21 protein-coding genes are annotated in these 25,938 nt (G+C 71.7%); 5 read left to right on the top strand and 16 right to left on the bottom strand.

The window, feature by feature from the left end; translation table 11 throughout:
- Positions 1-248: 248 nt before the first annotated feature.
- The 5 genes from ffh to ACGF3I_RS20435 all read right to left on the bottom strand — a co-directional run bounded on the left by ffh (position 249) and on the right by ACGF3I_RS20435 (position 7,911).
- Positions 249-1,790, bottom strand: coding sequence for a signal recognition particle protein (gene ffh / locus ACGF3I_RS20455; protein WP_393133954.1), 1,542 nt, complete (start codon positions 1,788-1,790; stop codon positions 249-251).
- A 159-nt stretch (positions 1,791-1,949) separates the two neighbouring features.
- Positions 1,950-4,394 (bottom strand): [protein-PII] uridylyltransferase, encoded by a 2,445-nt coding sequence (locus ACGF3I_RS20450; RefSeq protein ID WP_393134130.1) that lies wholly within the window; start codon positions 4,392-4,394, stop codon positions 1,950-1,952.
- Positions 4,395-4,430: 36 nt separating this feature from the next.
- Entirely contained in the window at positions 4,431-4,769 is a 339-nt protein-coding gene (locus ACGF3I_RS20445; RefSeq protein WP_393133952.1) for a P-II family nitrogen regulator, read from the bottom strand.
- On the bottom strand, positions 4,766-6,106 hold the full coding sequence (locus tag ACGF3I_RS20440; protein WP_393133950.1) for an ammonium transporter: 1,341 nt from the start codon (positions 6,104-6,106) through the stop codon (positions 4,766-4,768). Before ACGF3I_RS20440 ends, ACGF3I_RS20445 begins: the two co-directional genes overlap by 4 nt.
- Before the next feature lie 329 nt (positions 6,107-6,435).
- Entirely contained in the window at positions 6,436-7,911 is a 1,476-nt protein-coding gene (locus ACGF3I_RS20435) for a hypothetical protein (RefSeq protein WP_393133948.1), read from the bottom strand.
- 461 nt (positions 7,912-8,372) lie between these two features.
- On the opposite strand from ACGF3I_RS20435, the gene ACGF3I_RS20430 reads away from it, so the two are divergent.
- The gene (locus ACGF3I_RS20430; protein WP_393133946.1) at positions 8,373-9,038 is read left to right on the top strand and encodes a bifunctional DNA primase/polymerase; all 666 of its coding nucleotides are present in this window, start codon (positions 8,373-8,375) and stop codon (positions 9,036-9,038) included.
- A 94-nt stretch (positions 9,039-9,132) separates the two neighbouring features.
- Here the strand turns inward: ACGF3I_RS20430 and ftsY are convergent, their stop codons facing one another.
- On the bottom strand, positions 9,133-10,341 hold the full coding sequence (ftsY, locus tag ACGF3I_RS20425) for a signal recognition particle-docking protein FtsY (RefSeq protein WP_393133944.1): 1,209 nt from the start codon (positions 10,339-10,341) through the stop codon (positions 9,133-9,135).
- Positions 10,342-10,533: 192 nt separating this feature from the next.
- On the opposite strand from ftsY, the gene ACGF3I_RS20420 reads away from it, so the two are divergent.
- Both ACGF3I_RS20420 and ACGF3I_RS20415 read left to right on the top strand, forming a co-directional pair.
- Positions 10,534-12,003: a cytosine permease gene (locus ACGF3I_RS20420; protein WP_393133942.1), complete on the top strand. Its 1,470-nt coding sequence runs from the start codon at positions 10,534-10,536 to the stop codon at positions 12,001-12,003.
- A gap of 70 nt (positions 12,004-12,073) precedes the next feature.
- Positions 12,074-13,039 carry an LLM class flavin-dependent oxidoreductase gene (locus ACGF3I_RS20415; protein WP_393133940.1) on the top strand — a complete coding sequence of 322 codons (966 nt, stop codon included), beginning with the start codon at positions 12,074-12,076 and terminating at the stop codon, positions 13,037-13,039.
- Positions 13,040-13,127: 88 nt separating this feature from the next.
- Here ACGF3I_RS20415 and ACGF3I_RS20410 read toward each other — a convergent pair whose 3' ends face one another.
- The 4 genes from ACGF3I_RS20410 to ACGF3I_RS20395 all read right to left on the bottom strand — a co-directional run bounded on the left by ACGF3I_RS20410 (position 13,128) and on the right by ACGF3I_RS20395 (position 19,490).
- Positions 13,128-14,546, bottom strand: coding sequence for a sugar porter family MFS transporter (locus ACGF3I_RS20410; RefSeq protein WP_393133938.1), 1,419 nt, complete (start codon positions 14,544-14,546; stop codon positions 13,128-13,130).
- 235 nt (positions 14,547-14,781) lie between these two features.
- A complete protein-coding gene (gene smc, locus ACGF3I_RS20405) occupies positions 14,782-18,339 on the bottom strand; it encodes a chromosome segregation protein SMC (protein WP_393133936.1) in 3,558 nt (1,185 codons plus the stop codon).
- A gap of 261 nt (positions 18,340-18,600) precedes the next feature.
- Positions 18,601-18,819: a hypothetical protein gene (locus ACGF3I_RS20400; RefSeq protein ID WP_393133934.1), complete on the bottom strand. Its 219-nt coding sequence runs from the start codon at positions 18,817-18,819 to the stop codon at positions 18,601-18,603.
- 377 nt (positions 18,820-19,196) lie between these two features.
- Positions 19,197-19,490 (bottom strand): acylphosphatase, encoded by a 294-nt coding sequence (locus ACGF3I_RS20395; protein ID WP_393133932.1) that lies wholly within the window; start codon positions 19,488-19,490, stop codon positions 19,197-19,199.
- Between the two features lie 180 nt (positions 19,491-19,670).
- On the opposite strand from ACGF3I_RS20395, the gene ACGF3I_RS20390 reads away from it, so the two are divergent.
- On the top strand, positions 19,671-20,585 hold the full coding sequence (locus ACGF3I_RS20390; RefSeq protein ID WP_393133930.1) for a CAP domain-containing protein: 915 nt from the start codon (positions 19,671-19,673) through the stop codon (positions 20,583-20,585).
- 196 nt (positions 20,586-20,781) lie between these two features.
- On the opposite strand, the gene ACGF3I_RS20385 is transcribed toward ACGF3I_RS20390, so the two are convergent.
- Complete coding sequence (locus tag ACGF3I_RS20385) at positions 20,782-21,372, bottom strand: flavodoxin family protein (protein ID WP_393133928.1); 591 nt, start codon at positions 21,370-21,372, stop codon at positions 20,782-20,784.
- Between the two features lie 153 nt (positions 21,373-21,525).
- Here ACGF3I_RS20385 and ACGF3I_RS20380 point away from each other — a divergent pair, with 153 nt between their 5' ends.
- The gene (locus ACGF3I_RS20380) at positions 21,526-21,993 is read left to right on the top strand and encodes a winged helix-turn-helix transcriptional regulator (protein ID WP_393133926.1); all 468 of its coding nucleotides are present in this window, start codon (positions 21,526-21,528) and stop codon (positions 21,991-21,993) included.
- Here ACGF3I_RS20380 and mutM read toward each other — a convergent pair.
- From mutM to ACGF3I_RS20355, 5 genes are all read right to left on the bottom strand, one after another.
- Complete coding sequence (gene mutM, locus ACGF3I_RS20375; protein WP_393133924.1) at positions 21,966-22,835, bottom strand: bifunctional DNA-formamidopyrimidine glycosylase/DNA-(apurinic or apyrimidinic site) lyase; 870 nt, start codon at positions 22,833-22,835, stop codon at positions 21,966-21,968. The genes ACGF3I_RS20380 and mutM overlap by 28 nt on opposite strands.
- A 112-nt stretch (positions 22,836-22,947) precedes the next feature.
- Positions 22,948-23,757 carry a ribonuclease III gene (rnc, locus tag ACGF3I_RS20370; RefSeq protein WP_393133923.1) on the bottom strand — a complete coding sequence of 270 codons (810 nt, stop codon included), beginning with the start codon at positions 23,755-23,757 and terminating at the stop codon, positions 22,948-22,950.
- A gap of 19 nt (positions 23,758-23,776) precedes the next feature.
- Positions 23,777-23,950 (bottom strand): 50S ribosomal protein L32, encoded by a 174-nt coding sequence (gene rpmF, locus ACGF3I_RS20365; protein WP_007493396.1) that lies wholly within the window; start codon positions 23,948-23,950, stop codon positions 23,777-23,779.
- Positions 23,951-23,952: 2 nt separating this feature from the next.
- Entirely contained in the window at positions 23,953-24,600 is a 648-nt protein-coding gene (locus ACGF3I_RS20360) for a YceD family protein (RefSeq protein WP_393134128.1), read from the bottom strand.
- 170 nt (positions 24,601-24,770) lie between these two features.
- A complete protein-coding gene (locus ACGF3I_RS20355) occupies positions 24,771-25,856 on the bottom strand; it encodes an ATP synthase F0 subunit B (RefSeq protein ID WP_393133921.1) in 1,086 nt (361 codons plus the stop codon).
- Between the last annotated feature and the right edge of the window lie 82 nt (positions 25,857-25,938).

The following is a 25,938-nucleotide window of genomic DNA, read 5'->3' as shown; positions in this document are numbered from 1 at the left end:
CGGGCGGCGGTGGCGCCCCCTCCGAGCGCCACGGCTGGTCGGGGCGTTCGCGCGGCGGTACGGAAGTGGGCACGTGCTCTCCTCATGGCCGGTGTGCGCCATTATGGGAGAACCGGATGAAACGGGCATGCCGGGCGGGCCCGATGAGGGGGTGCGGCGCGCGGGACGCGGGCAGCGCGAAGGGGCGCCCCCGGTCCGGCCGGGAGGCGCCCCCTCGGGTGCTGCCGTGCGGGTCGCCCCGCGCGGGGTCAGCCCATGAACTTCTTGAACTCGTCGGGGAGCTCGAAGTTCTTCTGCTCCTCGGCGGACGGCAGTCCGAGCGCCCCGCCCTGCGCCTTGCGCTCGGCGGCGGCGGCCTCCTCGGCCTTGCGCTTCATGGGGTTGCCGCTCTTGCGCTTGCCCTTGGCCTGCTTGATCTGCTTCTTCTGCCGGCCGGGGCCGCCGCCCATGCCCGGGATCCCCGGCATGCCCGGCATGCCGCCGCCCTGGGCCATCCGGGACATCATCTTGCGGGCGTCGAAGAACCGCTCGACCAGGTTCTTGACGGCGCTGACCTCGACACCGGAACCCTTGGCGATACGGGCGCGGCGCGAGCCGTTGATGATGTTCGGGTCCTGGCGCTCGCCCGGGGTCATCGACTTGATGATGGCCGCGGTGCGGTCCACGTCGCGCTCGTCGATGTTGTTGATCTGGTCCTTGATCTGCCCCATGCCGGGCAGCATGCCGAGCAGCTTGGAGATGGAGCCCATCTTGCGGACCTGCTCCATCTGGGCCAGGAAGTCGTCGAGCGTGAAGTCCTTGCCCTTGCTGGACGCCAGCTTGGAGGCCATCTTCTCGGCCTCGGCCTGGCTGAAGGTCTTCTCCGCCTGCTCGATCAGGGTGAGCAGGTCACCCATGTCGAGGATGCGGGACGCCATCCGGTCCGGGTGGAAGGCGTCGAAGTCGTCCAGCTTCTCGCCGTTGGAGGCGAACATGATCTGCTTGCCGGTGACGTGGGCGATGGAGAGCGCCGCACCGCCCCGGGCGTCGCCGTCGAGCTTGGAGAGCACCACGCCGTCGAAGCCGACGCCGTCGCGGAAGGCCTCCGCGGTGTTGACCGCGTCCTGGCCGATCATCGCGTCGACGACGAAGAGGACCTCGTCGGGGCTCACGGCGTCGCGGATGTCCGCGGCCTGCCGCATCAGCTCCTGGTCGATGCCGAGGCGTCCGGCGGTGTCGACGATGACCACGTCGTACTGCTTGGCGCGGGCGAACTCGATCGAGTCCTGGGCGACCTTGACCGGGTCGCCGACGCCGTTGCCCGGCTCGGGGGCGTAGACCGCGACCCCGGCGCGCTCGGCGACGACGCTCAGCTGGTTGACGGCGTTGGGGCGCTGGAGGTCGCACGCCACCAGGAGCGGGGAGTGGCCCTGGCCCTTGAGCCACTTGCCGAGCTTTCCGGCGAGGGTGGTCTTACCGGCACCCTGGAGACCCGCGAGCATGATCACGGTGGGCGCGGTCTTGGCGAACCGCAGGCGCCGGGTCTCGCCGCCGAGGATGCCGATGAGCTCCTCGTTGACGATCTTGATGACCTGCTGGGCGGGGTTCAGCGCCTGGGAGGTGACGAGGCCGGACGCGCGCTCCTTGACCTGCTTGATGAAGGCGCGAACGACGGGAAGCGCGACATCGGCCTCGAGCAGCGCGATGCGGATCTCGCGCGCCGTGGCGTCGATGTCCGCCTCGCTCAAGCGTCCTTTGCCCCGGAGGTTCTTGAACGTCGCACTCAGGCGGTCGGAAAGGGTATCGAACACGGTGGTCGCGGGTCCTCGGCTCGTGGGGCGGTCGGGTGGAGCCTGTGTCTGCGATCCGGCCGGAATGCAGACGCGGGCTTCGAACGGTCCCCAGGGTATCCCGGCGGATGGCGGTGCGCGGGGGTGCCTGCGCAGCACCGCTCTCCTGGACGGGGGCGGCTATCCGGGCCCGGCCGCCGCCCCCAGGGCCGACTCGACGCGCTCGGCCACCTCCCCCGCCTCCCGCGCCCCCAGCGCCGCGCCCTGCGCGTCCGTCACATAGAAGGCGTCCACGGCGTTGGAGCCCAGCGTCGACACGTGCGCCGAGCGCACGCGTACCCCCGCGCCCTCCAGGGCGTGCCCGATGCGGTGCAGCAGGCCCGGGGCGTCCTGGGCGCGCACCTCGATGACGGTGGCGTGCCGGGAGGCGGAGGGCGCGACGGCGGCCCGGGGCGGCGGGGCCGCGGCGCCGCGCCGGCGCGGGTGGGCGGCCTCGCGCTCGGCGAGCCGGGCCTCGATGTCCAGGGTGCCGGCGAGGGCGCGCACCAGGTCGGCGCGGAGCCGGGCGGCCTGCGGCAGGGAGCCGTAGGCGGCGGCCACCCGCCAGTCCAGGAGCAGGACGTCGCCGCCGACCGGGTCGGGCAGCTCCACGCTCCGCAGCTCGGCGGCGCGCACGGTCAGGCGGTGCAGCGCGAGCACCCCGGCCGTCAGGGGCAGCACCCCCGGCTGGTCGGGGACGGCGACCAGGAGCTCCACGCCGAGGGGCTCGTGTTCCTCCGCCCCGTCGGTACGGGTGCGCAGCGCGAGGACGGGACCGCCGGTGCGGTGGGCCTCGATGGCCAGGCGTTCCTGTTCGGCGGTGATCGCCGCGGGTTCGGGGTCGGCGGGCCGGCCCGCGAGGACCGCCGCGGCCCTGCGGACCAGGTCGGCCACGAGCGAGCCGCGCCAGGAGGACCACGCGGCGGGTCCGGTGGCCAGCGCGTCGGCCTCGGTCAGGGCGTGGAGCAGTTCCAGGGTGCCGGTGGAGCCGACCGCGTCGGCGACCGCGCGCACGGTCGCGGGGTCGTCGAGGTCGCGCCGGGTGGCGGTCTCCACGAGCAGGAGGTGATGGCGTACGAGGGTGGCGACGACGGCCACGTCGGGGGCGTCGAAGCCGACGCGGGCGGCGACGTCGCGGGCGATGGTCTCGCCGGCCACCGAGTGGTCGCCGGGCCAGCCCTTGCCGATGTCGTGCAGCAGTGCGGCGACCAGGAGCAGGTCGGGGCGGTGCACCCGGCGGGTGAGGTGGCAGGCGCGCACGGCGGTCTCGACGAGGTGGCGGTCGACGGTCCAGGTGTGCACGGCGTTGCGCTGGGGCCGGCAGCGCACGCGCTCCCAGTCGGGCAGCAGCGCCGTGATGAGCCCCTCCGCCTCGAGTGCCTCCCACACCGGGACGGCGGACTCCCCCGCGCCGAGCAGGGTGACCAGCTGTTCGCGGGCCTCGGCCGGCCAGGGCGTCGGCAGCGGCCTGGCCGTGGCCGCCAGCCGGCGTACGGCGTGCGGCGAGATGGGCAGGCCCGCCTGGGCGGCCGCGGCGGCGGCCCGCAGCACGAGGACGGGGTCCTTCTCGGGGCGGGCGGCGAGCGCGAGCACGACCTCGCCGTCCTGCTCGACGACGCCTTCGGCGAGCGGGGTGCGCTCCGGGGCCCCGGGGCGCGCGGCGCCGAGCAGCCGGCGCAGCCGCGGCCGGGCGGAGCGGGCCCGCAGCACCCGGTTGACCTCGCGCCAGGTGACGTCGCCTGCGTAGGAGATGACGCGGGCCGACTCCGAGACCTGACGGAGCATCACATCGGCGTCGAGCAGCCCCAGTTCGGCGGCCACCGCGTCCTGTTCCTGGAGGGCGAGGCGGTCGGTGGCGCGGCCGGTGCACAGGTGCAGCGCGTCGCGCACGTCCAGGAGGCGGCGCCGGGCCTCGGCGAGGCCCTCGCGGGGAGCGTCCGCCAGCCAGGAGGCGGCGACCGCGCGCAGGGCGGTCGCGTCCCGCAGGCCGCCCCTGGCCTCCTTGAGGTCGCCTTCGAGGAGGTACTGCAACTCGCCCTGGCGCTGGGCCCGTTCACGGCACAGCTCGTCGAGTTCGGGCAGCCGCCGGGGGGCGGTGTTGCGCCAGTCGGCCAGGACGGTGGTGCGCAGCGCCGACGTCAGGGCGAGGTCGCCGGCGACATGGCGGGCGTCCAGGAGGCCGAGCTGGACCTTGAGGTCCTCGCCGGCCGTCCTGCGGGCCTGGGCGGCGGTGCGCACCGAGTGGTCGAGATCGAGGCCGTGGTCCCACACCGGGTACCAGATCCGGTCCGCGAGGAGGGCGAGGGCCCCGGCGTCCGCCCGGCCGTCGTGCAGGAGCAGCAGGTCGAGGTCGCTGCGCGGCGAGAGTTCGCCCCTGCCGTAACCGCCGACGGCGACCAGGGACGCCCCCGGCACACCGGACTCCCGCGCGGCGGCGGTGAACAGCGCGGCCAGCCGGCCGTCGGTCAGCCGGGACAGGGCCGCGCGGCGCGGCGGCCCCTGCTGCCCCTTCTCGGTGAGCAGGGACAGCCGGGCCGCCGCGTAACCGCCGGGCTCGGAGTCGTCGTCACGGGATCCGGTACTCATCTCAACGCTCGTCACCCAGCAGCTCCTTGCGTGTGCCTACAGTGCGTCGGGGCCGCGTTCGCCGGTGCGCACCCGCACCGCCGTCTCGACCGGCACGCTCCACACCTTGCCGTCGCCGATCTTGCCGGTGCGGGCGGCCTTGACCACGACGTCGATGAGTTCCTCGGCGTCGTCGTCCTCGACCAGGACCTCGACGCGGATCTTGGGGACGAGGTCGACGGTGTACTCGGCGCCGCGGTAGACCTCGGTGTGGCCGCGCTGGCGCCCGTATCCGCTGGCCTCGGTGACGGTCAGGCCGTGGACGCCGAAGGCCTGGAGGGCCTGCTTGATCTCGTCGAGCCGGTGCGGCTTGACCACCGCGGTGATGAGCTTCATGCGTCCACCTTCTTGTTCGCTGCCGGATCGCCGAGCACGGGCAGGGCCTTGCGGGGGGCGGTGCCGCCGCCCGCGCCGCTGAAGTCGTAGGCGGTCTCGGCGTGTTCGACCTGGTCGATGCCCGAGATCTCGTCGTCCTCGGGGACGCGCATCCCGATCGTCCGGTCCAGGGCGAAGGCCAGGGCCGCGGAGACCACGAGCGAGTAGCCGAGGACCGCGCCGACGCCGAGCGCCTGCTTGCCCAGCTGGTCGAGGCCGCCTCCGTAGAAGAGGCCCTTGGCGGTGGACTGTACGCCGCCGGTGGCGAAGAGGCCGACGAGGAGCGAGCCGGTGATGCCGCCGACCATGTGGACGCCGACGACGTCGAGCGAATCGTCGAAGCCGAAGCGGTACTTGAGGCCGATGGCCATGGCGCAGAGCAGACCGGCGACGGCGCCGATGGCGATCGCGCCCAGCGGGCTGACGCAGCCGCCGGATGGGGTGATCGCGACGAGTCCCGCGACCGCGCCGGAGGCGGCGCCGAGGGTGGTGAACGAGCCGTGGCGCAGCTTCTCGTACAGCAGCCAGGCCAGCATGGCGGCGGCCGTGGCGACCTGGGTGTTGAGGAACATCACGGCGCCGACGCCGTCGTCGTTGCCGAGCCAGGACCCGGCGTTGAAGCCGAACCAGCCGAACCAGAGCAGGGCCGCGCCGAGCATGACGAGCGGCAGGCTGTGCGGCCGCATCGGGTCCTTCTTGAAGCCGACGCGCTTGCCGATCACCAGGATCACGCCGAGGGCGGCCGCACCCGCGTTGATGTGCACGGCGGTGCCGCCGGCGAAGTCGATCACGCCCTTCTTGAAGAGCCAGCCGTCCGAGGCCCACACCCAGTGCGCGACGGGGAAGTAGACGATGGTGACCCACAGGGCGGTGAACAGCGACCAGGCGGTGAACTTGACCCGGTCGGCGAGGGCCCCGCTGATGAGGGCGGGCGTGATCACCGCGAACATCAGCTGGAAGACGGCGAAGACGTAGACGGGCACGCTGTAGCCGGGCCAGAGCTGTACCAGGCCGATGCCGCTCAGCCCGAGGTAGTCCTTGGACCAGCCGACGAAGCCGTTGCTCTCGCCGAAGGCCAGGCTGAATCCGTAGAGCACCCACAGGATGGTGACGATGCCGAGGCTGATGAAGCTCATCATCAGCATGTTCAGGGTGCTCTTGACGCGGACCATGCCTCCGTAGAAGAAGGCGAGGCCGGGCGTCATGATCATCACCAGCGCTGAGCAGATCAGCATGAATCCGGTGTTGGCGCTGGACAGCTGCGGAGCGTCAGCTGCGAGCGTGATGCCTGGAGGCATCGGCGTCTCCTCGTCGTCGGTGGGCCCGTGCGGGGGCCTCACTCGGGCGGGACTGGCTGGTGGCCGGTTATGAGCCACGAGGTTGTCCCAGCGCCGTTTCCGACGATGCCGCTCGATGTTTCGCCGCAGTGACGAAGGAGGCGGGCATGTTACGTGCCCGTGAACCGCGGGGTCGGCGGTGCCGCGGCCGATGCCGTGCAGGGAGCCGCCCGAAAGCGGACCGGCCGCGACGCCACCCGCTCGACCTGGCGTGGGGGAGCCGAGTCGGGCTGAACGGGGTGGGTGTCGCGGCCGGGGTCTTGTATGCCGTCCCTGGGGGCGGCGGTGCCTCAGACGGCTTCGGCCGTCTCGGGCAGTTCCCTGCTGAGCAGGTCGGTCATCCGCACCACCTCGGCGACGTCCGAGAAGTCGCGTGCGGCGGTGTCGACGGTCTTGCGCAGCCGGGTGTTGACCCGCTCGGAGCGGACCCGCTTGGCGACCCTGAGGGCCTGCTCGGCCAGCACGGTCGACTGCTCGGGCTCCCGCTTGAGCAGATGCACGGTGGCCATGCCGATGAGGTTCAGGGCGTAGCTGCGCTGGTGCTCCTCGTCCTTGCCGAACAGGGCGACGGCCTGTTCCATCACCGGTTCGGCGAGCGAGGCGTAGGTGGGGCTGCGGCCCGCCACATAGGCGAGGTCGCGGTAGGAGTGGGCATTCTCCCCGTTGAGCTCCGCCTCGGAGAAGAAGCGGATCCAGTCGGGCTCCGGCTCGCCGTCGAGCCCGGCGTCACCGAAGGTGTCCTCGGCCATGCGCACGGCCCGCTTGGTCTTGCTGGGCTGGCCCATGTTGGCGTACGCGCGGGCTTCGAGGGCGTACAGCATGGCCTGGGTGCGGGCGGTGGCGCAGTCGCGGCTGCCGTACTGGGCGAGGTGGATGAGTTCCAGGGCGTCGTCGGGCCGGCCGAGGTGGATCATCTGGCGGCTCATGGAGGACAGGATGTACGAGCCGAGCGGCTTGTCACCCGCCTCCTTGGAGGCGTGCAGGGCGAGCACGAAGTACTTCTGGGCGGTGGGCTGGAGGCCGACGTCGTAGCTCATCCAGCCGGCGAGTTCGGCGAGTTCGGCCGCGCACTGGAAGAGGCGCTTGGAGGTGGCGGCGGGCTGGGGCTCCTGGAGCAGGTCGGTGACCTCGTGGAGCTGGCCGACCACGGCCTTGCGGCGCAGGCCGCCTCCGCACTGGGCGTCCCACTGGCGGAACATCGCGGTGGTCGATTCGAGCAGTTCGAGTTCCGGCTTGGACAGGCGCGAGGGGCGGCGGGCGCCGGCGGCGGTCTCCTGGGGGGCCGGCTCGCTGTTCAGGGAGGGCACGAGCCAGCGCTGCATGGGCTCGATGAGGGCGGGGCCCGCGGCCAGCATCAGCGAGGTGCCGAGGAAGCCGCGCCGGGCGAGCATCAGATCGCTGCGGGAGAACTCGCTGAGCAGGGAGACCGTCTGGGGCCCGGCCCAGGGCAGGTCGACGCCGGCGACCGAGGGTGACTGGTGGGCCTGGCGCAGCCCCAGGTCCTCGATCGCGACCACGCTGCCGAGGCGCTCCGAGAAGAGCTCCGAGAGGATGCGGGGAATGGGCTCGCGGGGCATCTCGCCGTCGAGCCAGCGCCGGACTCTGGAGGTGTCGGTGCTGATGTGGTGGGCGCCCATCTGGCGCGCCCGCCGGTTCACTTGGCGTGCCAGCTCGCCCTTGGACCAGCCGCTCCGTACGAACCACGAACTCAACTGTTCGTTGGGGCGCTTTCCGGCGCTCGTACCGCTAGCCCCACTGCCGCCCACTGGAACGCCCCCAATCCGCTGAAGCCTCATGTGCGTCGGTTGTGCATCGATTGCGCGAACCCCTATCAGAATGCCGCTAGTTGGGCCTCCTGTCCCGCGGTTGGACCCGCTCGGACCGCAAACCCGGTTGCCCCCGGCATACCCGTGGGTGCATACACCCCCGAGGTCTGTGCACCGACAGTAATCCTACGATCACCCGTCCGGCCACGGTGATTCCAGAAACGCCACCATTCGCCACCCCATCGAATGAACTCCCCTGCCGCCAGGCACGATTCACTTGACACAGGGCGATCAGCATCGGGTGGAGCGGAGTGAGCCGGGGCGCGCGGCGCACATCGCACCACCCCTTTCACGACCGTGTCCGACCTGGCGGAGACGGAAAGTGACGGGAAAACTCCGGATCGTCACAACTACGTCATGGGCGTCGTAACCACCGACGCGGCACACCCGTTGGAGGGGGCATGGGCTTCACGATCGGCGGCAGCCGGGGCATCAAGGAGACCCGGCCCGGCTCTTGGCGCCGTGGCCGCTCCGCGCGTACCACCCGGACGAGCGAGGTCACCGCGGTGGCCGAGTACACAGGACTGTGGGGCTGGGACGTCGCCCCGGGCGCCCGCGCCCTCAACGGCGCCTGCTCCTGCGGCAGTTCGGACTGCACGGCGCCGGGCGCGCACCCGCTCGGCTTCCTCCCCGAGGTGCCGGCCGGCGCCACCCTGGACGAGGTGACCCGGGCCTGGTCGCAGTGCCCGGGCGCGGCGGTGCTGCTCCCGGTCGGCCGGAGCTTCGACGTGCTGGACGTCGCCGCCCCGGCCGGGCGGCGGGCGCTGGTGCGCCTGGAGCGGATGGGGCTGCCGCTCGGCCCGGTCTCGACCACGCCCGAGGGCCGCACCCACTTCTACGTGGCCCCCGGCGCCTCGGGCGAACTCCCCCGGCTGCTCTACCGGATGGGCTGGGACGACGCGGTCCTCGACCTGCGCTGCCCGCCGCGCGGCGGGTACGTGCCGGCGCCGCCGTCGGGCGATGTGCACTGGCTGCGCCCGCCCGGCCCGGACACCGCGAACCGCCCGCCCGAGGCCCGTCTGCTGCTCGGCACGCTGGCCTACATCTGCCACCGCTCGGCGGCGTGACCGGCCGGGGCCCCGCGGGGCCCGGACCGCCCGGCACGACAACGCCCCGCCGCACCGGTCGGTGCGACGGGGCGTTCGGGCGGAGCGGGGCGCGCTAGTCGCCGATGAGCGCGTCGACGAACGCCTCGGGCTCGAACGGCGCCAGGTCGTCCGCGCCCTCGCCGAGGCCGACGAGCTTGACGGGGACGCCCAGTTCGCGCTGGACGGCGATGACGATGCCGCCCTTGGCGGTGCCGTCGAGCTTGGTCAGGACGATGCCGGTGATGGCGACGACCTCGGCGAACACGCGGGCCTGGACCAGGCCGTTCTGGCCGGTCGTGGCGTCGAGCACGAGGAGCACCTCGTCGAGCGGGCCGTGCTTCTCCACGACGCGCTTGACCTTGCCGAGCTCGTCCATGAGGCCGGTCTTGGTGTGGAGCCGGCCGGCCGTGTCGATGAGCACGACGTCCGCGCCCTCGGCGATGCCCTCCTTGACCGCGTCGAACGCGATGGAGGCGGGGTCGCCGCCCTCGGGGCCGCGCACGGTGCGGGCGCCCACGCGCTCGCCCCAGGTCTGCAGCTGGTCGGCGGCGGCGGCGCGGAAGGTGTCGGCCGCACCCAGCACCACGGACTTGCCGTCGGCGACCAGGACGCGGGCGAGCTTGCCGGTGGTGGTGGTCTTGCCGGTGCCGTTGACGCCGACGACCATCACGACGCCGGGGACGGTCTCGCCGCCCTCGGTCTTGACCTCGCGGTCGAAGTCGGGGCCGAGCAGCGTGAGGAGTTCCTCGCGCAGCAGCGTGCGCAGCTCGTCGGGGGTGCGGGTGCCGAGCACCTTGACGCGCTCGCGGAGCCGGTCGACCAGCTCCTGGGTGGGCGCGACGCCGACGTCGGCGGTCAGCAGGGTGTCCTCGATCTCCTCCCAGGTGTCGTCGTCGAGGTGCTCGCGGGAGAGCAGGGTGAGCAGCCCCTTGCCGAGCGAGTTCTGCGAGCGGGCGAGGCGCGCCCGCAGCCGGACGAGCCGGCCGGCGGTCGGTTCGGGGACGTCGAGCGCCGGGGCCTCGGGGGCGGCCGGCTCCGCGACGACGACCGGGGTGGCGGGCGCCTCGGGGAGGCCGACCTCCTCGATGGTGCGGCGCGGTTCCTCCGCCGTCTCCGCGGCGTCCTCACCGACCTGAGGCTCGGCGGGCGGGGCTGTGATGGTCGGCGTGCTCGGCGGCGCGGTGGGCGGCAGCTGCTTCTTCTTGCGGCTGCTGACCACGAGCCCGCTGATCGCGCCGACCGCGACCAGGGCGATGACTACAGCAAGGATGACGAATTCCATAACCCTCCCAGTATCGGGTACGAGCTCCCACGGGCCCAGTTTGTGGCTTCGTCCGAGTATGGGCGGGAATGCTGGGGCGGGTGTCGGATTAAAGTACGATAGAGATGGACGCATCAACGCGCGTAGAGTCCCCTTCGACCACCCCCACCGGCTCAGTGTCGAGCCGAGCGAGAGGCACGGAACTCCACCCCCATGAACGACACCGGCTCCCCCGACGAATCGCAGAGCGCCCTGGAGACACGCGGCCTTGAGCCCGTGCCGGACGCGGAGCGCACGGCGAGAACCCGGGAACTCTTCCCCACCTGGGTCGCCGCCAACATCAGCGTGCTGCTGCTCACGATGGGCGCCAGCCTCGTCGTCGCGTACAAGCTCAACTTCTGGCAGGCGATCGTCGTCGCCGTGTGCGCGCCCATCCTCTCGTACGGCCTGGTCGGGCTCATCGGGATCGCGGGCAAGCGCGGCGGCGCCCCGGGCATGGCGCTGTCGCGCGCGGTGTTCGGGCAGCGCGGCAACCTGCTGCCCGGCTCGCTGATCTGGGTGGCGCGCTGGGGCTGGGAGACCATCAACGCGGTGACCGGCGCCTATGCGGTGCTGACCGTGCTCGACATCCTCTTCGGGATCAAGAGCAACACGTTCCTGATCATCGTCACGCTCGCGGTCTTCGTGGTGATCACCTTCGCCATCTCGGGTCTCGGCATCCACGTCGTGCAGAAGTGCAACAAGTACGCGACGTTCCTGTTCGGCGCGTTCTCGGTGCTGGTCCTGGTCTACCTGGTCATGAACACCGACTGGTCGGCCGTCTTCGACCAGCCGGCCGGCAAGACCTCGCTGATGGTCGCGGGCACCGGCATGATCGCCGCGGGCGGTGTCAGCTGGATCCCCTCCGCCCCCGACTTCGCCCGCTATCTGCCGCGCGACGCCTCCGCCAGGGCGATCGTCGGCAACTCGATCGGCGGCGCCGGCATCGTGGTGCTCCCGATGGTCCTGATGGGCGCCGTCATGGCGGTCTCCACCCCCGACCTCGCCTCGGCCGCCGACCCGGTGTCCTTCCTCGGCGAGATCCTGCCGATGTGGATCGCGGTGCCCTACCTGCTGATCGCGCTCGTCGGCATGCTGCTGATCAACTCGATGTCGATGTACTCGGCGGGCTTCACCGCGCAGACCCTCGGCTTCAAGATCCCGCGGCACTGGGCGGTCTCGGTGAACGCGGTGATCTCGCTGGTCTTCGGCGGCATCCTGATGCTGGTCGCCACCAGCTTCATGGGCTCCTTCATCGCCTTCCTCTCGCTGCTCGCCGTCGCGTTCTCGGCCTGGGTCGGCGTGTTCGGCGCGGACATGCTGCGGCGCACCGAGTACGACGCGAAGGCGCTGCTCGACACGGGCCGCACCAGCGCCTACTGGTACAAGGGCGGCTTCTCCCCCGCCGCGGTCACCGCCTGGGCGGTCGGCCTCGTCGGCGGCCTGATGTTCACCACCTCCGACTGGTTCACCGGCCCGCTGGCCGCGAACAATCCGGTCGGCGAGTACGGGCTGGGCTGGGTCGCCACCATCGTGATCTCCGGACTGCTGTACCTGGCGCTGCCCAAGCCCGCGGTCGTGCCCGCCGACACCGGAGCGACCGGCTCCGGGGCCGCCAAGTCCGCCGACACCATGGCGGTCTGACGCCTCGTCAGCTACCGTCCCCCTTCGCCCGGGGTTCCACGGAACCCACCCGGTGGAGGGGGACTTTCCCATGCCGTTCACGGTCGTACGCATGAACCTGGTGGACCCGGACGCCACCACCCGGTCCCTGTCCGCGCGCTACCGGGCGGCCCTGGAGATGGCCGCGTACGCCGACGACCGGGGCATCGACACCGTCCAGACCGAGGAGCACCACGGCACGGACAACAACTGGCTGCCCTCCCCCTTCGCCTTCGCGGGGGCGGTCTTCGGCGCCACCCGCCGGATCGCGGTCACCGTGTCGGCGATCATCGGGCCGCTGTACGACCCGCTGCGCCTGGCCGAGGACATCGCGGTGCTCGACCTGGTGAGCGGGGGCCGTCTGGTGACGGTGTCGGGGATCGGCTACCGGCCGGCCGAGTACGAGCAGCAGGGCGTCGAGTGGGGCCGGCGCGGCAAGCTCCAGGACGAGCTGCTCGAAACGCTCCTGAAGGCGTGGAGCGGCGAGGAGTTCACCTATCGCGGGCGCCGGGTGCGCGTCACCCCGCGTCCGTTCACCGAGCCGCACCCGATGCTGCTGGTCGGCGGCTCCTCACGGGCGGCCGCGAACCGCGCGGCCCGGCTCGGCCTGCCGTTCTTCCCGAGCGCGCACCTGCCGGACCTGGAGGCGTACTACCACGAGCGGCGCGCCGAGTACGGCACCGAGGGCTTCTGCATGATGCCGGCGGCGGTGACACCGCTGCTGCACCTGAGCGAGGACCCGGACCGCACCTGGGCCGAATACGGCGAGCACTTCCTGCACGAGGCGCGGATGTACGCCTCCTGGCAGTCCAAGGACATCCGCTCGGCGGTGAGGTCGGGGGCCACGACGGTGGCCGAGCTGCGCGCCGAGGGCGTCTACCGCGTGGTGACCCCGCAGGAGTGCGCCGCCCTGGAGGCCGACAGCCTGGTCCTGCACCCGCTGTGCGGGGGGATGCCGGTGGACGAGGCGTGGCGCAGCCTGCACCTGTTCTGCGAACGGGTGCTGCCGGCGCTCTGAGGGAGCCCGTGCGGCCGCGCGCACGCGAACCGCCCCGGCTCGATCGGCGAGCCGGGGCGGTTCGGTGAGAGGAGGGGGGCAGCGGGGATTAGCCCATCTCCTCCAACGCCTTGCCCTTGGTCTCCTTGACGTACTTGAGCACGAAGGGGATCGAGAGCGCGGCGAAGGCCGCGTAGATGATGTACGTGCCGGACAGGTTCCAGTCCGACAGGCTCGGGAAGCTCGCGGTGATGGCCCAGTTGGCGATCCACTGGGCGGCCGCGGCCACACCGAGGGCGGCGGCGCGGATCCGGTTCGGGAACATCTCGCCGAGGAAGACCCAGACCACCACGCCCCACGACAGGGCGAAGAAGAGCACGAAGACGTGGGCGGCGATCAGGGCGACGACGCCCTGCGTGTTGGGGAGCTTGCCGTCGACGAGGTGGGCGGAGAAGGCCCAGGCCTCGACGGCCAGCGCGATCGCCATGCCGATGGAGCCGACGAGGGCGAGCGGCTTGCGGCCGACCCGGTCGACCAGGACCATCGCGATCACGGTGCCGATGATGTTGATGATCGACGTGGTGAACGAGTAGAAGAACGAGCTCGACGGGTCGATGCCGACGGACTGCCACAGCGTCGAGGAGTAGTAGAACGCGACGTTGATGCCGACGAGCTGCTGGAAGACCGAGAGGCCGATGCCGACCCAGACGATCGGCAGGAAGCCCCACTTGGAGCCGAGCAGGTCCTTGAAGGTGGACTTGTGCTCGGACTTCATCGCGTGCTCGATCTCGGCGACGCGGGCGTTCAGGTCGACGTCCTTGCCCTCGACCTCGGCCAGCACCTTCTTGGCGTCGGCGTCACGGCCGACGGAGATGAGGAAGCGCGGCGACTCGGGGATGGCGAAGGAGAGCAGCCCGTACAGGACGGCCGGGACGACCATCACGCCGAGCATGACCTGCCAGGCCTCGATGCCCATGAGCTTGCCGCGCTGGTCGCCGTCCGCGGCGTTCAGGATGCCCCAGTTGACGAGCTGGGAGATGGCGATGCCGATGACGATGGCGGCCTGCTGGAAGGAGCCGAGCCGGCCGCGGTAGGCGGGCGGGGCGACCTCGGCGATGTAGGCCGGACCGATGACGGAGGCCATGCCGATGGCGAAGCCTCCGATGATCCGCCAGAAGGCGAGGTCCCACAGCGCGAAGGGCAGTGCGGACCCGACGGCGCTGATGGTGAAGAGGACCGCCGCGATCTGCATGCAGCGGATGCGCCCGATGCGGTCGGCGATGCGGCCCGCGGTGGCGGCACCGATCGCACAGCCGATCAGGGCGATGGCGATGACCTGGGCGAGCGTCCCCGAGCCGATGGAGTACCGGTCGCGGATCGCCTCTACGGCGCCGTTGATCACGGAACTGTCGTAGCCGAAGAGGAAGCCGCCCATCGCGGCCGCCGCCGTGATGAAGATGACATGGCCGAGGTGGTCCGGGGCCGCCTGGCCGCCTCCGGACGCCTTCGCCTGCGCGGTACTGGTCACGTGTACTCCTGGGGCCGCCCGGCAGCGTCGCCGGGCGTAAGGGGACTCCTCCAAGTGGGGCACAACTTCTCGTCACCCACCACTTGAACGTAAAAGCAACGTTGCAGAGACTATGCCTTCAAGTTTCGAAGTCAATACCTGTTCGGTTGTGAATTTCTGGGCACGACTGGCCGCATGTTGTTCAAGACTTGAACATGCGCTCTCGACCCTCGGCTGCCGCCCGGGCCGGAGCCCGTCAGCGCAGCCGCTGGCTGATGACCTTGGAGACCCCGTCGCCCTGCATCGAGACGCCGTACAGCGCGTCGGCGACCTCCATGGTCCGCTTCTGGTGCGTGATCACGATCAGCTGTGAGGACTCCTGGAGCTCCTGCATGATCCGGATCAGCCGCTGGAGGTTGGTGTCGTCCAGGGCCGCCTCGACCTCGTCCATCACGTAGAACGGACTGGGCCTGGCCTTGAAGATGGAGACGAGCAGGGCCACCGCGGTCAGCGAGCGCTCGCCGCCCGAGAGCAGCGACAGACGCTTGACCTTCTTGCCCGGCGGGCGCGCCTCCACATCGATCCCGGTGGTGAGCATGTTGCCCGGATCGGTGAGGACCAGACGGCCCTCGCCGCCCGGGAAGAGCCGCGAGAAGACGCCTTCGAACTGCCTCGCCGTGTCGTGGTAGGCCTCGGTGAAGACCTGCTCCACCCGCTCGTCGACCTCCTTCACGACTTGAAGGAGGTCGGCCCTCGTCTTCTTGAGGTCCTCCAGCTGCTCCGAAAGGAACTGGTGGCGCTCCTCCAGGGCCGCGAACTCCTCGAGGGCCAGCGGATTGACCTTTCCGAGCTGGTGGTACGCCCGTTCGGCTGCCTTGAGCCGCTTCTCCTGCTCGGCCCGCACGTACGGGACCGGCTGGTTGCGCGGGTGCGCCGGGTCATCGGGCAGCTCCTCTCCCTCGGCGGGCGGAGAGGGGGGCACCGGCTGGTCGGGCCCGTACTCGGCCACGAGCCCCGCCGGCTCGACCCCCAGCTCCTCCAGCGCCCTGGTCTCCAGCTGCTCGATCCGCAGCCGCTTCTCCGCTCCTAGTACCTCGCCGCGGTGAACTGAATCCGTCAGCCGGTCGAGTTCTGCTTTGAGATCGCGCCCGGCGCCGCGGGCCGCCGTCAGCTCTTGCTCCCGTTCGGCCTTGGCGGCCTCGGCCGCCGTCCGCTCCCGGGCGGCCCGCTCCAGCGACACCTCGACATGGGCGAGCAGGGTGCGGGCCCCCGCCGCCACGGCCGCCGCGACCGTCGCCTCGTGGCGCAGCCGGGCCCGGCGCTGCTCGGCCCTGGCGCGCGCCTCGCGCTCCGCCCGCGCCCCCCGGTCGAGCGCCTCGGCCCGCCCGGCGAGCGCCTTGACGCGCTCCTCATGGGTACGGGCCTGGAGGCGGGCCTCCATCTCGGTCTGGCGGGCGTTGGCGCCGTCGGCCGCCAGCCGGTCGCGCACCGAGGTGTCGGGCTCCTCCTCGACCGGCATCTCCTCGGCGACCAGGAGCCGCTCGGCGAGTTCCTCGGCCTCCTCGGTCGCGCGCTCCAGGGCGTCCTGGGCGCGGGTGGCCGCCGCCGTGGCGCGTTCGGCCTCGCCCTCCGCCGCGCGGGCCTGTCCCGCGAGCCGCCCGAGCTGCTGCGCGACCGAGGACCGCGCCTTCTCGGCGGCCCGCCCCCGCTCCCGCAACTCCTCGACGCCCGCGGCCAGTTGACGGCGCCGCTCGTCCGCCGCGTGCTGGGCCCCGGTCAGCTCCTCGCACCGTACGCCCAGGTCGGCGAGCTCGGCCGCGGCCTCGTCGACGGCGGCCTGCACCTCCAGGAGGCTGGGCGCCCCGGCGGAGCCGCCGTGCGCGAAGTGGGCGCCCAGCACATCGCCCTCGGCGGTGACGGCGGTCAGCGCGGGCCTGGCGTAGACGAGGTCCTCGGCGTCCTCCAGGGTGGCGACCACGACGACATCGCGCAGCAGGCGCCGCACCGCGGGCAGGAGCTCGGCCGGTCCTCGCACCAGGTCGGCGGCGCGCGGCGGGCCGTCGCCGCGCGGCGGGCGCTCGTCGTCGTCCTCGGGGGCCCCGCCGAGGATCAGGGCGGCGCGGCCGGCGTCCTGCTTGCGCAGCATGCGGATGGCTTCGGCCGCCGCGGAGGGGCCGCTGACCGCGACGGCGTCGGCGGCGGCTCCCAGGGCCGCGGCCAGGGCCACCTCGTGGCCGGGGGCCACGGTGAGCAGTTCGGCGGCGGGGCCGAGCAGGCCGGCCAGCGTCTCGCGGGCGCCGAGCAGCGCGCCGGTGCCGTCCTTGCGGCGCAGGCCGAGCGCGAGGGCTTCGTGCCGGGCCGCGACGGCGGCCCGCCGGCGTTCGGCGGCGGTGGTCTGCTCGCGGGCGGCGCCGAGCGCGGCCTCGGCCCCGGCGAGTTCCCGCTTGGCCGCCTCCAGTGCCCCGGTGAGCTCGGTGTCGTCGGCTTCGAGGCCGTCCACCTCGGCCTTGAGCTGCTCGTACTCCTGCTGGGCGAGGGCGGCGCGCTCCGCCGCCTCGTCGCGGGCCGAGGCGAGGCGGTCGATCTCGGCCTGCGCGGAACCCGCCCGGCCACGGGCCGCGTTGACCTGGCCGTGCAGCCTGGCCAGGCCTTCGCGCCGGTCCGCGATGGCCCGGGCCACGTCCTTCAAACGCCGTTCCTCGACGGCGAGTTGGCGCTCCAGCTCGGCGCGGTGGGCGGCGGTGTCCTCCAGGGCGTGCTCGGCCGCTTCGAGGGCGGCCTCCAGCTCGGCCTCCTGCTCGCGGATCCGGGCGGCCTCGCGTTCCATGTCCTCGGGGTCGCGGCCGCGCCGCTCCTCGGGGGGCTGGGCGCTCGCGCTGGTGACCCGGGCGTCGGCGAGCGAGACCGTGCCGCGGACCCGTTCGGCCAGCTGGGACAGCTCGTACCAGGTCTGCTGGGCGCGCTGGAGCCGGGGCGCCAACTGCCGTACCTGTTCCTCCAGTTGCGCCTCACGGGCGAGGGCGGCCCCGAGGTCGGCGGCGGCGCTCTCCCTGCGCCGCAGCAGCTCGGCCTCGTCGGCGATCTCGGCGCTGAGCGCGGCCCGCAGCGTGACCAGGTCGTCGGCGAGCAGGCGCAGGCGGGCGTCGCGCAGGTCGGCCTGGATGACGGCGGCGCGGCGGGCGACGGCGGCCTGGCGGCCCAGCGGCTTGAGCTGGCGGCGCAGCTCGTCGGTGAGGTCCTGGACGCGCGCGAGGTTCGCCTTCATCGCGTCCAGCTTGCGCAGCGCCTTCTCCTTGCGCTTGCGGTGCTTGAGGACGCCGGCGGCCTCCTCGATGAAGGCGCGCCGCCCCATCGGGTCGGCGTGCAGGACGGAGTCGAGCTGGCCCTGCCCCACGATGACGTGCATCTCGCGGCCGATGCCGGAGTCGGAGAGCAGTTCCTGGATGTCGAGCAGACGGCAGGTGTCGCCGTTGATCTGGTATTCGCTGCCGCCGTTGCGGAACATGATCCGCGTAAGGGTGACTTCGGCGTATTCGATGGGCAGCGCGCCGTCGGAATTGTCGATGGTGAGGGAGACCTCGGCGCGACCGAGCGGAGGGCGGCCGGTCGTGCCGGCGAAGATCACGTCCTCCATCTTTCCGCCGCGCAGCGTTTTGGCGCCCTGTTCGCCCATCACCCAGCTGAGCGCGTCCACGACATTGGACTTGCCTGATCCGTTGGGGCCCACCACACAGGTGATGCCCGGCTCGAACTTCAGCGTGGTCGCGGAGGCGAAGGATTTGAATCCGCGCAGGGTGAGGGCCTTGAGGTGCACGCAGCCGGACTCTACCTTTCGCTCCCGGTTTCGCCCAGGAAGGTGCAGGGCAGATCAAGGCGTGAAGGGAGAGGCGTCGCGTGCGACCGGTGCGGGGGCGCCGGCGGAAGCCCGGCAGCGGGGTATGCGCCGCGGGTATGCCCGGGGAAAATGCACCGGAGGGAAAGGAAGAAGGGACGCCGAAGCGTCCCTTGCAATACCTTGCAGGTGGTGCGGATCTCTCGATCTCGACGAGAGGAACGGAAGCCTTGCTCACCCGGATCAGGTGAGGGCGGGCTCCGCCTGCGGGACGTCGATGTCGATGCCTTCGAGCAGCGAATCTCCGCGGTGCGAAGCGGCGGCAGCGGACAGCACGTCGTTCTCGGAGTGAATCCGGTTGAGCTCGGACTCAAGATCCTGGACGCGCTGCTGGAGCCGTCGCATCTCGGCGAGGAGTCGCGGGTCGGAACCGCCGACGTAACCGAGAAGCGCCTTTGCCATGATGGATGGTCCTCCACAATGAGTGACCGACCGAAGCGGTTGGGTCGTGAGGGAATCGCACCCGCGATGCTTGGACTTGACTGCGGTTCTTCATGCCAAGCAGCTAAGGTGCGCGGGGCTTCCAGAGTCTCACCAAAAAGTTTGACGGTCAACACGATCACGCCCCGTATCCATGGGCAATCCGGGGGCGCGCGGCCGTGAACCCGGCGGCGCTGCCTCTCCTCGGAGCCCTGGGGGCGTGGAGATCATCCTTACTGCGGCAGCTTTCCACGCCGGAGGCGAGAAGGCAACAGTCAGATCGTTCGAGGTCAGCGCGGGGTTGCGAGCCGAACGCGGGGGGTGACCGCGGGCGCCCGGCACGGCGTGCGCCGGTTCGCTCAGCGGATCGCGAAGGTGTCGTAGCCGCCCCGCGGTGTGTCCCAGATCTCGGTCACTCCATCGACCCGGCCCGGTGTGTCGTCCGAGCGCAGCCACTCCAGGAGACGGTGGCAATTCTCACGCGGCCCCTCCGCCACGACTTGCACCCGCCCGTCGTCGAGATTGAGCGCGAAGCCGCGCAGTCCGCCGATCTCGAGTGCATTCGCCCTGGTGAACCAGCGGAAACCGACTTGCTGTACGCGCCCGCGCACCCAGGCCGTGAGTCGGACGTCTCCGTGCGCGTCTTCATTCATGGCTGCACGCTAACCGGCCAATTGCTCATGCTGCACTTCGCCCCCTTGCGTCATGGCGTACAGTCGCGACGCAATGAGCCTCACCCGTATGGGTTAGTGCCCATTTGATCATTTCGGGCCGGTCACGGCCCCCGGCAATTGCGACCGGGCATTGCCCCGGCATCGAGGAAGGCACCGCAGATGGGACGCCATCGTCGCTCCGCCGCCGACCCCGCGCCCGCCGAGGCCGGGGCGGGCCAGGGCGGCCGGCCCCGGGGCGGGACGCGCCGCGGGAAGCGGGCCGCCGCGCCCGTGCGCACCGGACTGCTCGGCGTCTCGGCCGCGGTGGCCGTGGGCGCCGTGGCCGTGGCCTCGGGCCTGCTGCCCGGCGGCGGGACCTACAAGGTGAGCGGCGACACCACGGCGGAGGGCCGGCTCCACGCGTCCCAGACGCCGGACGTCCGCCCGCAGGGCGGCGAGTCCGGCACGCCGACCGCCGCGGCGCCCGCGCCGACCCCCTCGGCCAAGGCCCCGCACACCCCGTCCGCCTCCCCCTCCCCCAGCGTCGTGGTGACCCCGTCGGCGCCGGCCTCCGCGCCCGTACCGCAGAAGAAGTCCGAGGCGCCGGCCCCGCCGCCGCCCGCCCCGAAGACCGCGGCCCCCAGGCCGGCCGGTACGCCGGCCGCCACTGCGTCCACCGCCCCCGTGCCCTCGCAGCGCGTGCAGGTGCCGTCCGCCGAGGTGTCGGCCGCCGCGACCGTGCTGTCGCTGGTCAACCAGCAGCGTTCGATGGCCGGTTGCAGCCCGGTGTCGGCGGACCCGGCGCTCGGCTCGCTCGCCACCGCCTTCAGCGACGACATGGCGGCCCGCGGCTTCTTCGACCACACCGACCCGGACGGCAGGACGCCGTGGGACCGGGCGGCGAAGGCGGGGGTGCAGGGCCTCGGCGGGGAGAACATCGCCCGCGGCCAGGCGGATGCCAAGGCCGTGATGGACGCCTGGATGAGCAGCCCGGGCCACCGGGCGAACATTTTGAACTGCGAGTACCGGACGCTGGGCGTGGGCGTCCACTTCGGGCCCGGCGGTCCTTGGTGGACCCAGGACTTCGGCTTTTGATCAGATGCCCCGTGCCATGGGGCGTACGGGAAATCGATCATTGATTTCGCTCATCCGTCATCGCGGCGCGCAATTCCTCCGTACGCACGCCACGCACGCGAAAGGGCCCCTTCCGTTCGATCGGAAGGGGCCCTTTCGGCTGTGCACCACAGGGGCACCGGATACGGGCGCGACCAGTACGAGCCGCGCTCGGGGCTCAGGCGCCGACGGCGGCCCTGCCCGCGAGGAAGACGCGGGCGGTCTCGGCGATGCGGCGGCCCAGGTGCTCGGCGGTCGCGATGTCGGCCTTGTGCACGGCCTCCGGTCCCTCGTCGGAGTTGGTCTGCGCGCCGGCGCCGGAGAAGAAGCCGAGCCGGTTGAGGTCGTTCTCGGAGCCGGTCGAGGAGTTCCAGCCCGGCTTGAGGCCCAGGTTCACCCAGTGCATGCCGTGCTGGGCGGCGAGGGTCTGGAAGAACTGCAGCGTGTGGCCCTTGTCGCCGCTCTTGGAGCCGGAGTTGGTGAAGCCGGCCGCGAGCTTGTCCTGCCAGGCGTCGGTGAACCAGCGCTTGGAGCTGGCCTCGGCGAACTGGTGGAAGGCCCCGGAGGCCGTGCCCATGTAGGTGGGCGAGCCGAAGACGATCGCGTCGGAGGCGTCGAGCAGCTCCCACTCGGCCTCCGTGATGGTGTCGACCCGGATGAAGTGCACGGTGGCTCCGGCCTCGGCCGCGGCATCGCGCAGGGCCTCGGCGAGGACGGCGGTGTGGCCGTAGCCGGAGTGATGGGCGATGGAAACGACGGGAGTGATCACGGCGGTAATCCCCTCATGGGCGTGGAACGGGCGGCGCGAGGCCGGAAGGCGGCTTCCGCGGCGGTTCTCCGCTGCGGCGCTGCCCACAGGTAAGCACTAACTTTTGGTAAGCGCAACCCAGACGTGTGCGCTGTAGAGGAGTAGGCTGAGCATATGGATGAGACCTCAGTGGAGACGGAACGCCCGGCGGTCCCCCGCGCCGGGGGCACTCCTGTCAATGACGGCACCCCTGTCGGAGACGGCGCCGACGCCGACCTGGCGTTCAACGTGTTCGCCAAGTCGTGCCCCTCGCGCCGCACCCTCGAAGACGTCACGGGACGCTGGGGCAGCTTGACGCTGGGCGCGCTGCACGAGGGGAGCCTGCGCTTCAACGAGCTGCGGCGCCGGGTCGACGGCGTGAGCGAGAAGATGCTGTCCCAGACGCTGCACGCGCTGGAGCGCGACGGACTCGTCCGCCGCGAGGCACAGCCCACCAATCCGCCGCGCGTCGACTACGAACTGACCGAGCTCGGGCATCAGGTGACCGAGCGGCTGCTCTCGCTCATCCACTTCGTGGAGGAGCGGATGCCGTCGGTGCTGGACGCGCAGCGGAGCTACGACACGGCGCGCGGCGCCCGCTGACACTTGGGGCAGAAGTAGCTCGACCGGTTCATCCAGGCCCGTCGGCGCATCGGCGTGCCGCAGCGCCGGCAGGGCTCGCCCTCGCGTCCGTAGGCGTCGAGCGAGCGATCGAAGTAGCCGGACTCGCCGTTCACGTTGACGTAGAGGCTGTCGAAGCTGGTCCCGCCGACGGCGAGCGCCGCGTTCATCACGTCCCGTGCGTGGCCCAGGAGTTCGGCCGCCTTGGGGCGGTTCAGGGTCGCGGTCGCCCGGTCGTAGTGCAGCCGGGCCCGCCAGAGCGCCTCGTCGGCGTAGATGTTGCCGACGCCGCTGATGAGCGACTGATCGAGCAGGGCGCGTTTGATCGTGGTGCGCCGCAGCCGCAGGGCCGCGAAGAAGGCCTCGTCGTCGAAGGCGGGGTCCAGGGGGTCCCGGGCGATGTGCGCGATCACGTCGGGCAGGCCGTCGGTGCTGCCGGGGACGGTGTCGTGCAGGGAGAGCCCGCCGAAGGTGCGCTGGTCGACGAAGCGCAGCTCGGTGCCCAGGTCGTCCTGGAAGCGCACCCGGATCCGCAGGTGCTTCTCGTCGGCGGCGTCCCGCGGCTGCACCAGGAGCTGGCCACTCATGCCGAGGTGCCCGAGTACGGAGGCGTCCGCGTCCGCGAGCGGCAGCCACAGGTACTTGCCGCGCCGGTGGGCGACACCGATCCGGTGCCCCGTGAGCCGGGCCGCGAAGTCGTCGCCCCCGGCCGGATGGCGGCGCACCGCGCGGGGGTGCAGCACCTCGACGTCCGCCACCGTGCGCCCCGCCACCCAGCGTTCGAGACCGCGCCGGACCACTTCGACTTCAGGCAGCTCAGGCATGGCCGCAGAGTACCGTCCGGACGCCGCCGGCCCGGCGGGGACCCCGGCCGGACAACGCGAAGCCCCCGCCCTGCGCGGCCGCGCGGGACGGGGGCTTCGGAGGAAGGGCCGGTCAGGCCGCCGATTCGCCGGCGGCGGGGGTCGGCGACCCGCCGTCGGCAGCGGCGACGGGGGCCTCGGCCGCCGTCTTGGCGCGCTCGTCGGCGGCGGCGTGAATGGCCCGCCATGCCGACTCCGCGGCCTGCTGCTCCGCTTCCTTCTTGCTGCGGCCGGTGCCGGTGCCGTACGAGACACCACCGACGCGGGCGGCAGCAGTGAAGGTCTTCTCGTGGTCGGGTCCGGTCTCGGAGACCAGGTACTCGGGAACACCGAGCCCTTCGGCCGCCGTCAGCTCCTGGAGACTGGTCTTCCAGTCCAGGCCGGCCCCGAGGTTCGAGGACTTCTCGATCAGGGGGTCGAACAGCTTGTGGACGAGCGCGGACGCCGCCTCAAGACCCTGGTCCAGATAAACGGCGCCGATCACCGCTTCGAGGGTGTCGGCGAGGATGGATGCCTTGTCCCGGCCACCCGTGCCCTCTTCGCCCCGGCCGAGCCGGATGAAGGAGCCGAGTTCGAGGCCGCGGCCCACTTCCGCGAGCGCACGAGAATTGACCACCGCGGCCCGGAGCTTGGCCAGTTGGCCTTCCGGAAGATCGGGGTGGGTGCGGTACAGCGTGTCGGTGACGACCAGACCGAGCACCGAGTCCCCGAGGAACTCGAGCCGCTCATTGGTCGGCAGACCGCCGTTCTCGTACGCGTACGAACGGTGGGTGAGCGCACGCACCAGAAGGGCGGACTCGAGCTGATACCCGAGCCGCCCTTCCAGAAGCGTGTGGGACGAGGCCGTGTTGTTGTCCGCCTTTTTGGCGTTGGACTCAGACATCGGGCCTCTCACCAGCCGCTCAGACCTCGAGGACCTGGCGCTTGTTGTACGTGCCGCAGCTCGGGCACGCGATGTGCTGGAGCTTCGGCTCGTGGCAGCGCTCGCACGCAACCAGGGTGGGGACCGCAGCCTTCCACTGCGACCGGCGGTGGCGCGTGTTGCTGCGCGACATCTTCCGCTTCGGAACAGCCACGGCTACTTCTCCTGCTTCTCGGCGGCATCCTGCACGTCAGACGCAGTGCCGCTCATGTTGTCCTTCTCGCCGTCCTGGATGGTCCCGGCGAGTCCCTGCAGTGCCGCCCAACGGATGTCGACGGCATCGTGGTGGTGGTCCGGGTCGTCCGCCAGGCTCGCTCCGCATTCGGAACAGAGCCCGGGGCAGTCCTCCCGGCACACCGGCTGCATCGGCAGTGCGAGCACCACCGCATCACGCAGCAAAGGCTCGAGGTCGAACATGCCGTCCTCGAGCGGAATCATGTCCTCGTCGTCCTCGGCATCGTCGTCCGCGGCTGCCTTGCGGCGGCCCCGGTCGTCGGTGTCGGGGTACGAGAACATTTCCTGGAAGTCCACTTCAACGTCCTGCTGAAGCGGCTCCAGACACCTTACGCACTCCCCGTCGGCCGATGCACGGGCGGTGCCTGTGACAAGCACCCCTTCCATGACCGACTCCAGGCGGAGCTCGATGTCCACGGGCCGGCCCTCCGGCACGTGGATGACCTCGGGGATCCCGAGTTCCTTCGGGGCCTCCACGGTGCGGGAGAGCCGCTGGAGCGCACCGGGACGCCGTCCCAGCTCGTGCGTGTCGAACACGAGGGGGTTGCGGTGGTCGAGGCGCGTGCTCAGGGCTCTTCCTGCTTTCGAGGTCGTGGAGTGTGCCGCCACCGGCTTCGCTGGGCGAATCGGGCAGCTGGGATCGCGGACGTACGCGCGACCGAAGAACCAGGATACTGGACCGGCCGCGATAGGCCCAATCCGGCCCGGTCCCTCCTCCGCGACCGGCGACCCAGGGGTCCTCAGGGCCGGTTCTGGCCGTGTCCCTGCTCGTACGCGCGCAGCTGGTCCAGGTCGATCATGCCGGTGTCGAAGAAGCTGGTCTCGTCGAGCGCGGCCTGCTGCGGCTGGTGCTGGTCCTGTCCGCCGTAGGCGCCGGTGTCGGCCTGGGCGTACTGCTGGGCGCCCTGGTCGTAGCCGTACGGGTCCTGCTGGGCGTAGCCGTACTGCGCGTACTGGTCCTGCTGCTGGGGCTGCTGCGGGTAGCCGTACGGATCCTGCTGCGGCTGCTGGTAGCCGTACGGGTCGTACGCCACGGGCTGCTGCTGGGCCGGGATGTGCGGCTCGGCCGCGGGCCGGGCCGCGACGGGTTCGGGGTCCGCGAGTTCGGCGAGGCCCGCCAGGTAGTCGGCGTCGCTGGAGTGCTGGTGCAGGCCGCCCGCCGCGTCCTGGGCCGCCATGTGGTCGGCGAGGTCGTCGGAGGCGGTCCTGCCGTGGAGCTTCAGGCGGCCCCGGCCGACCGCTTCGAGGGTCTTGGCGAGCACCGCCTCGAAGGCGCCGAGCTTGGCGTCGACGTATTCGTCCGCGCGGTGGATCAGGGTGGCCGGGTCGGCGCTGTACTCGGGGGCGTCGTCGTCCGCGCGGCCCTGGTCGTCCAGGCCGGGGCCGCGGCCGAGCAGCTTCTCGCGGCCGCGGTCGACGGAGCCGATGGTCTTGGTGAGGACCACCTCGAAGTTGGCGAGCTTGGAGTCGACGTAGTCGTCGGCCTCGGCGCGGATCTCCTCCGCGTCCTTGCGGGCCTCGTTCAGGATGCGGTCCGCCTCGTCCTGGGACTGGCGGGCGACGGCGGTGTCGGAGATCAGGGTGCCGCGCTGGGCGTGCGCGGACTCGATGATCCGCTCGGCCTCCTGACGGGCCTGCTCGACCATCTGCTCGCGGCCGCCGATCAGCTCCTGGGCCTGGGCGAGTGAGCCGGGCAGGGCCTGACGCACCTCCTCCAGCAGGGCCAGGAGGTCGGCGCGGTTGACCACGCACGAGGCGGACATGGGCATGGACCGGGCGCTGCCGACCATCTCCACGATCTCGTCGAGCTTCTTCTGCACGTCCACCGGTGATCGCCACTCTTCTAACGGATTGGAGACGGACGGGACGACTGTAAGGCCAGTCGGCGCCCGCCCGACACCGGGTGAC

The sequence above is a fragment of the Streptomyces sp. NPDC048111 genome (assembly GCF_043202815.1).
In the GTDB taxonomy this organism is placed as follows: domain Bacteria; phylum Actinomycetota; class Actinomycetes; order Streptomycetales; family Streptomycetaceae; genus Streptomyces.
This window is presented reverse-complemented; position numbering and strand designations above follow the sequence as displayed.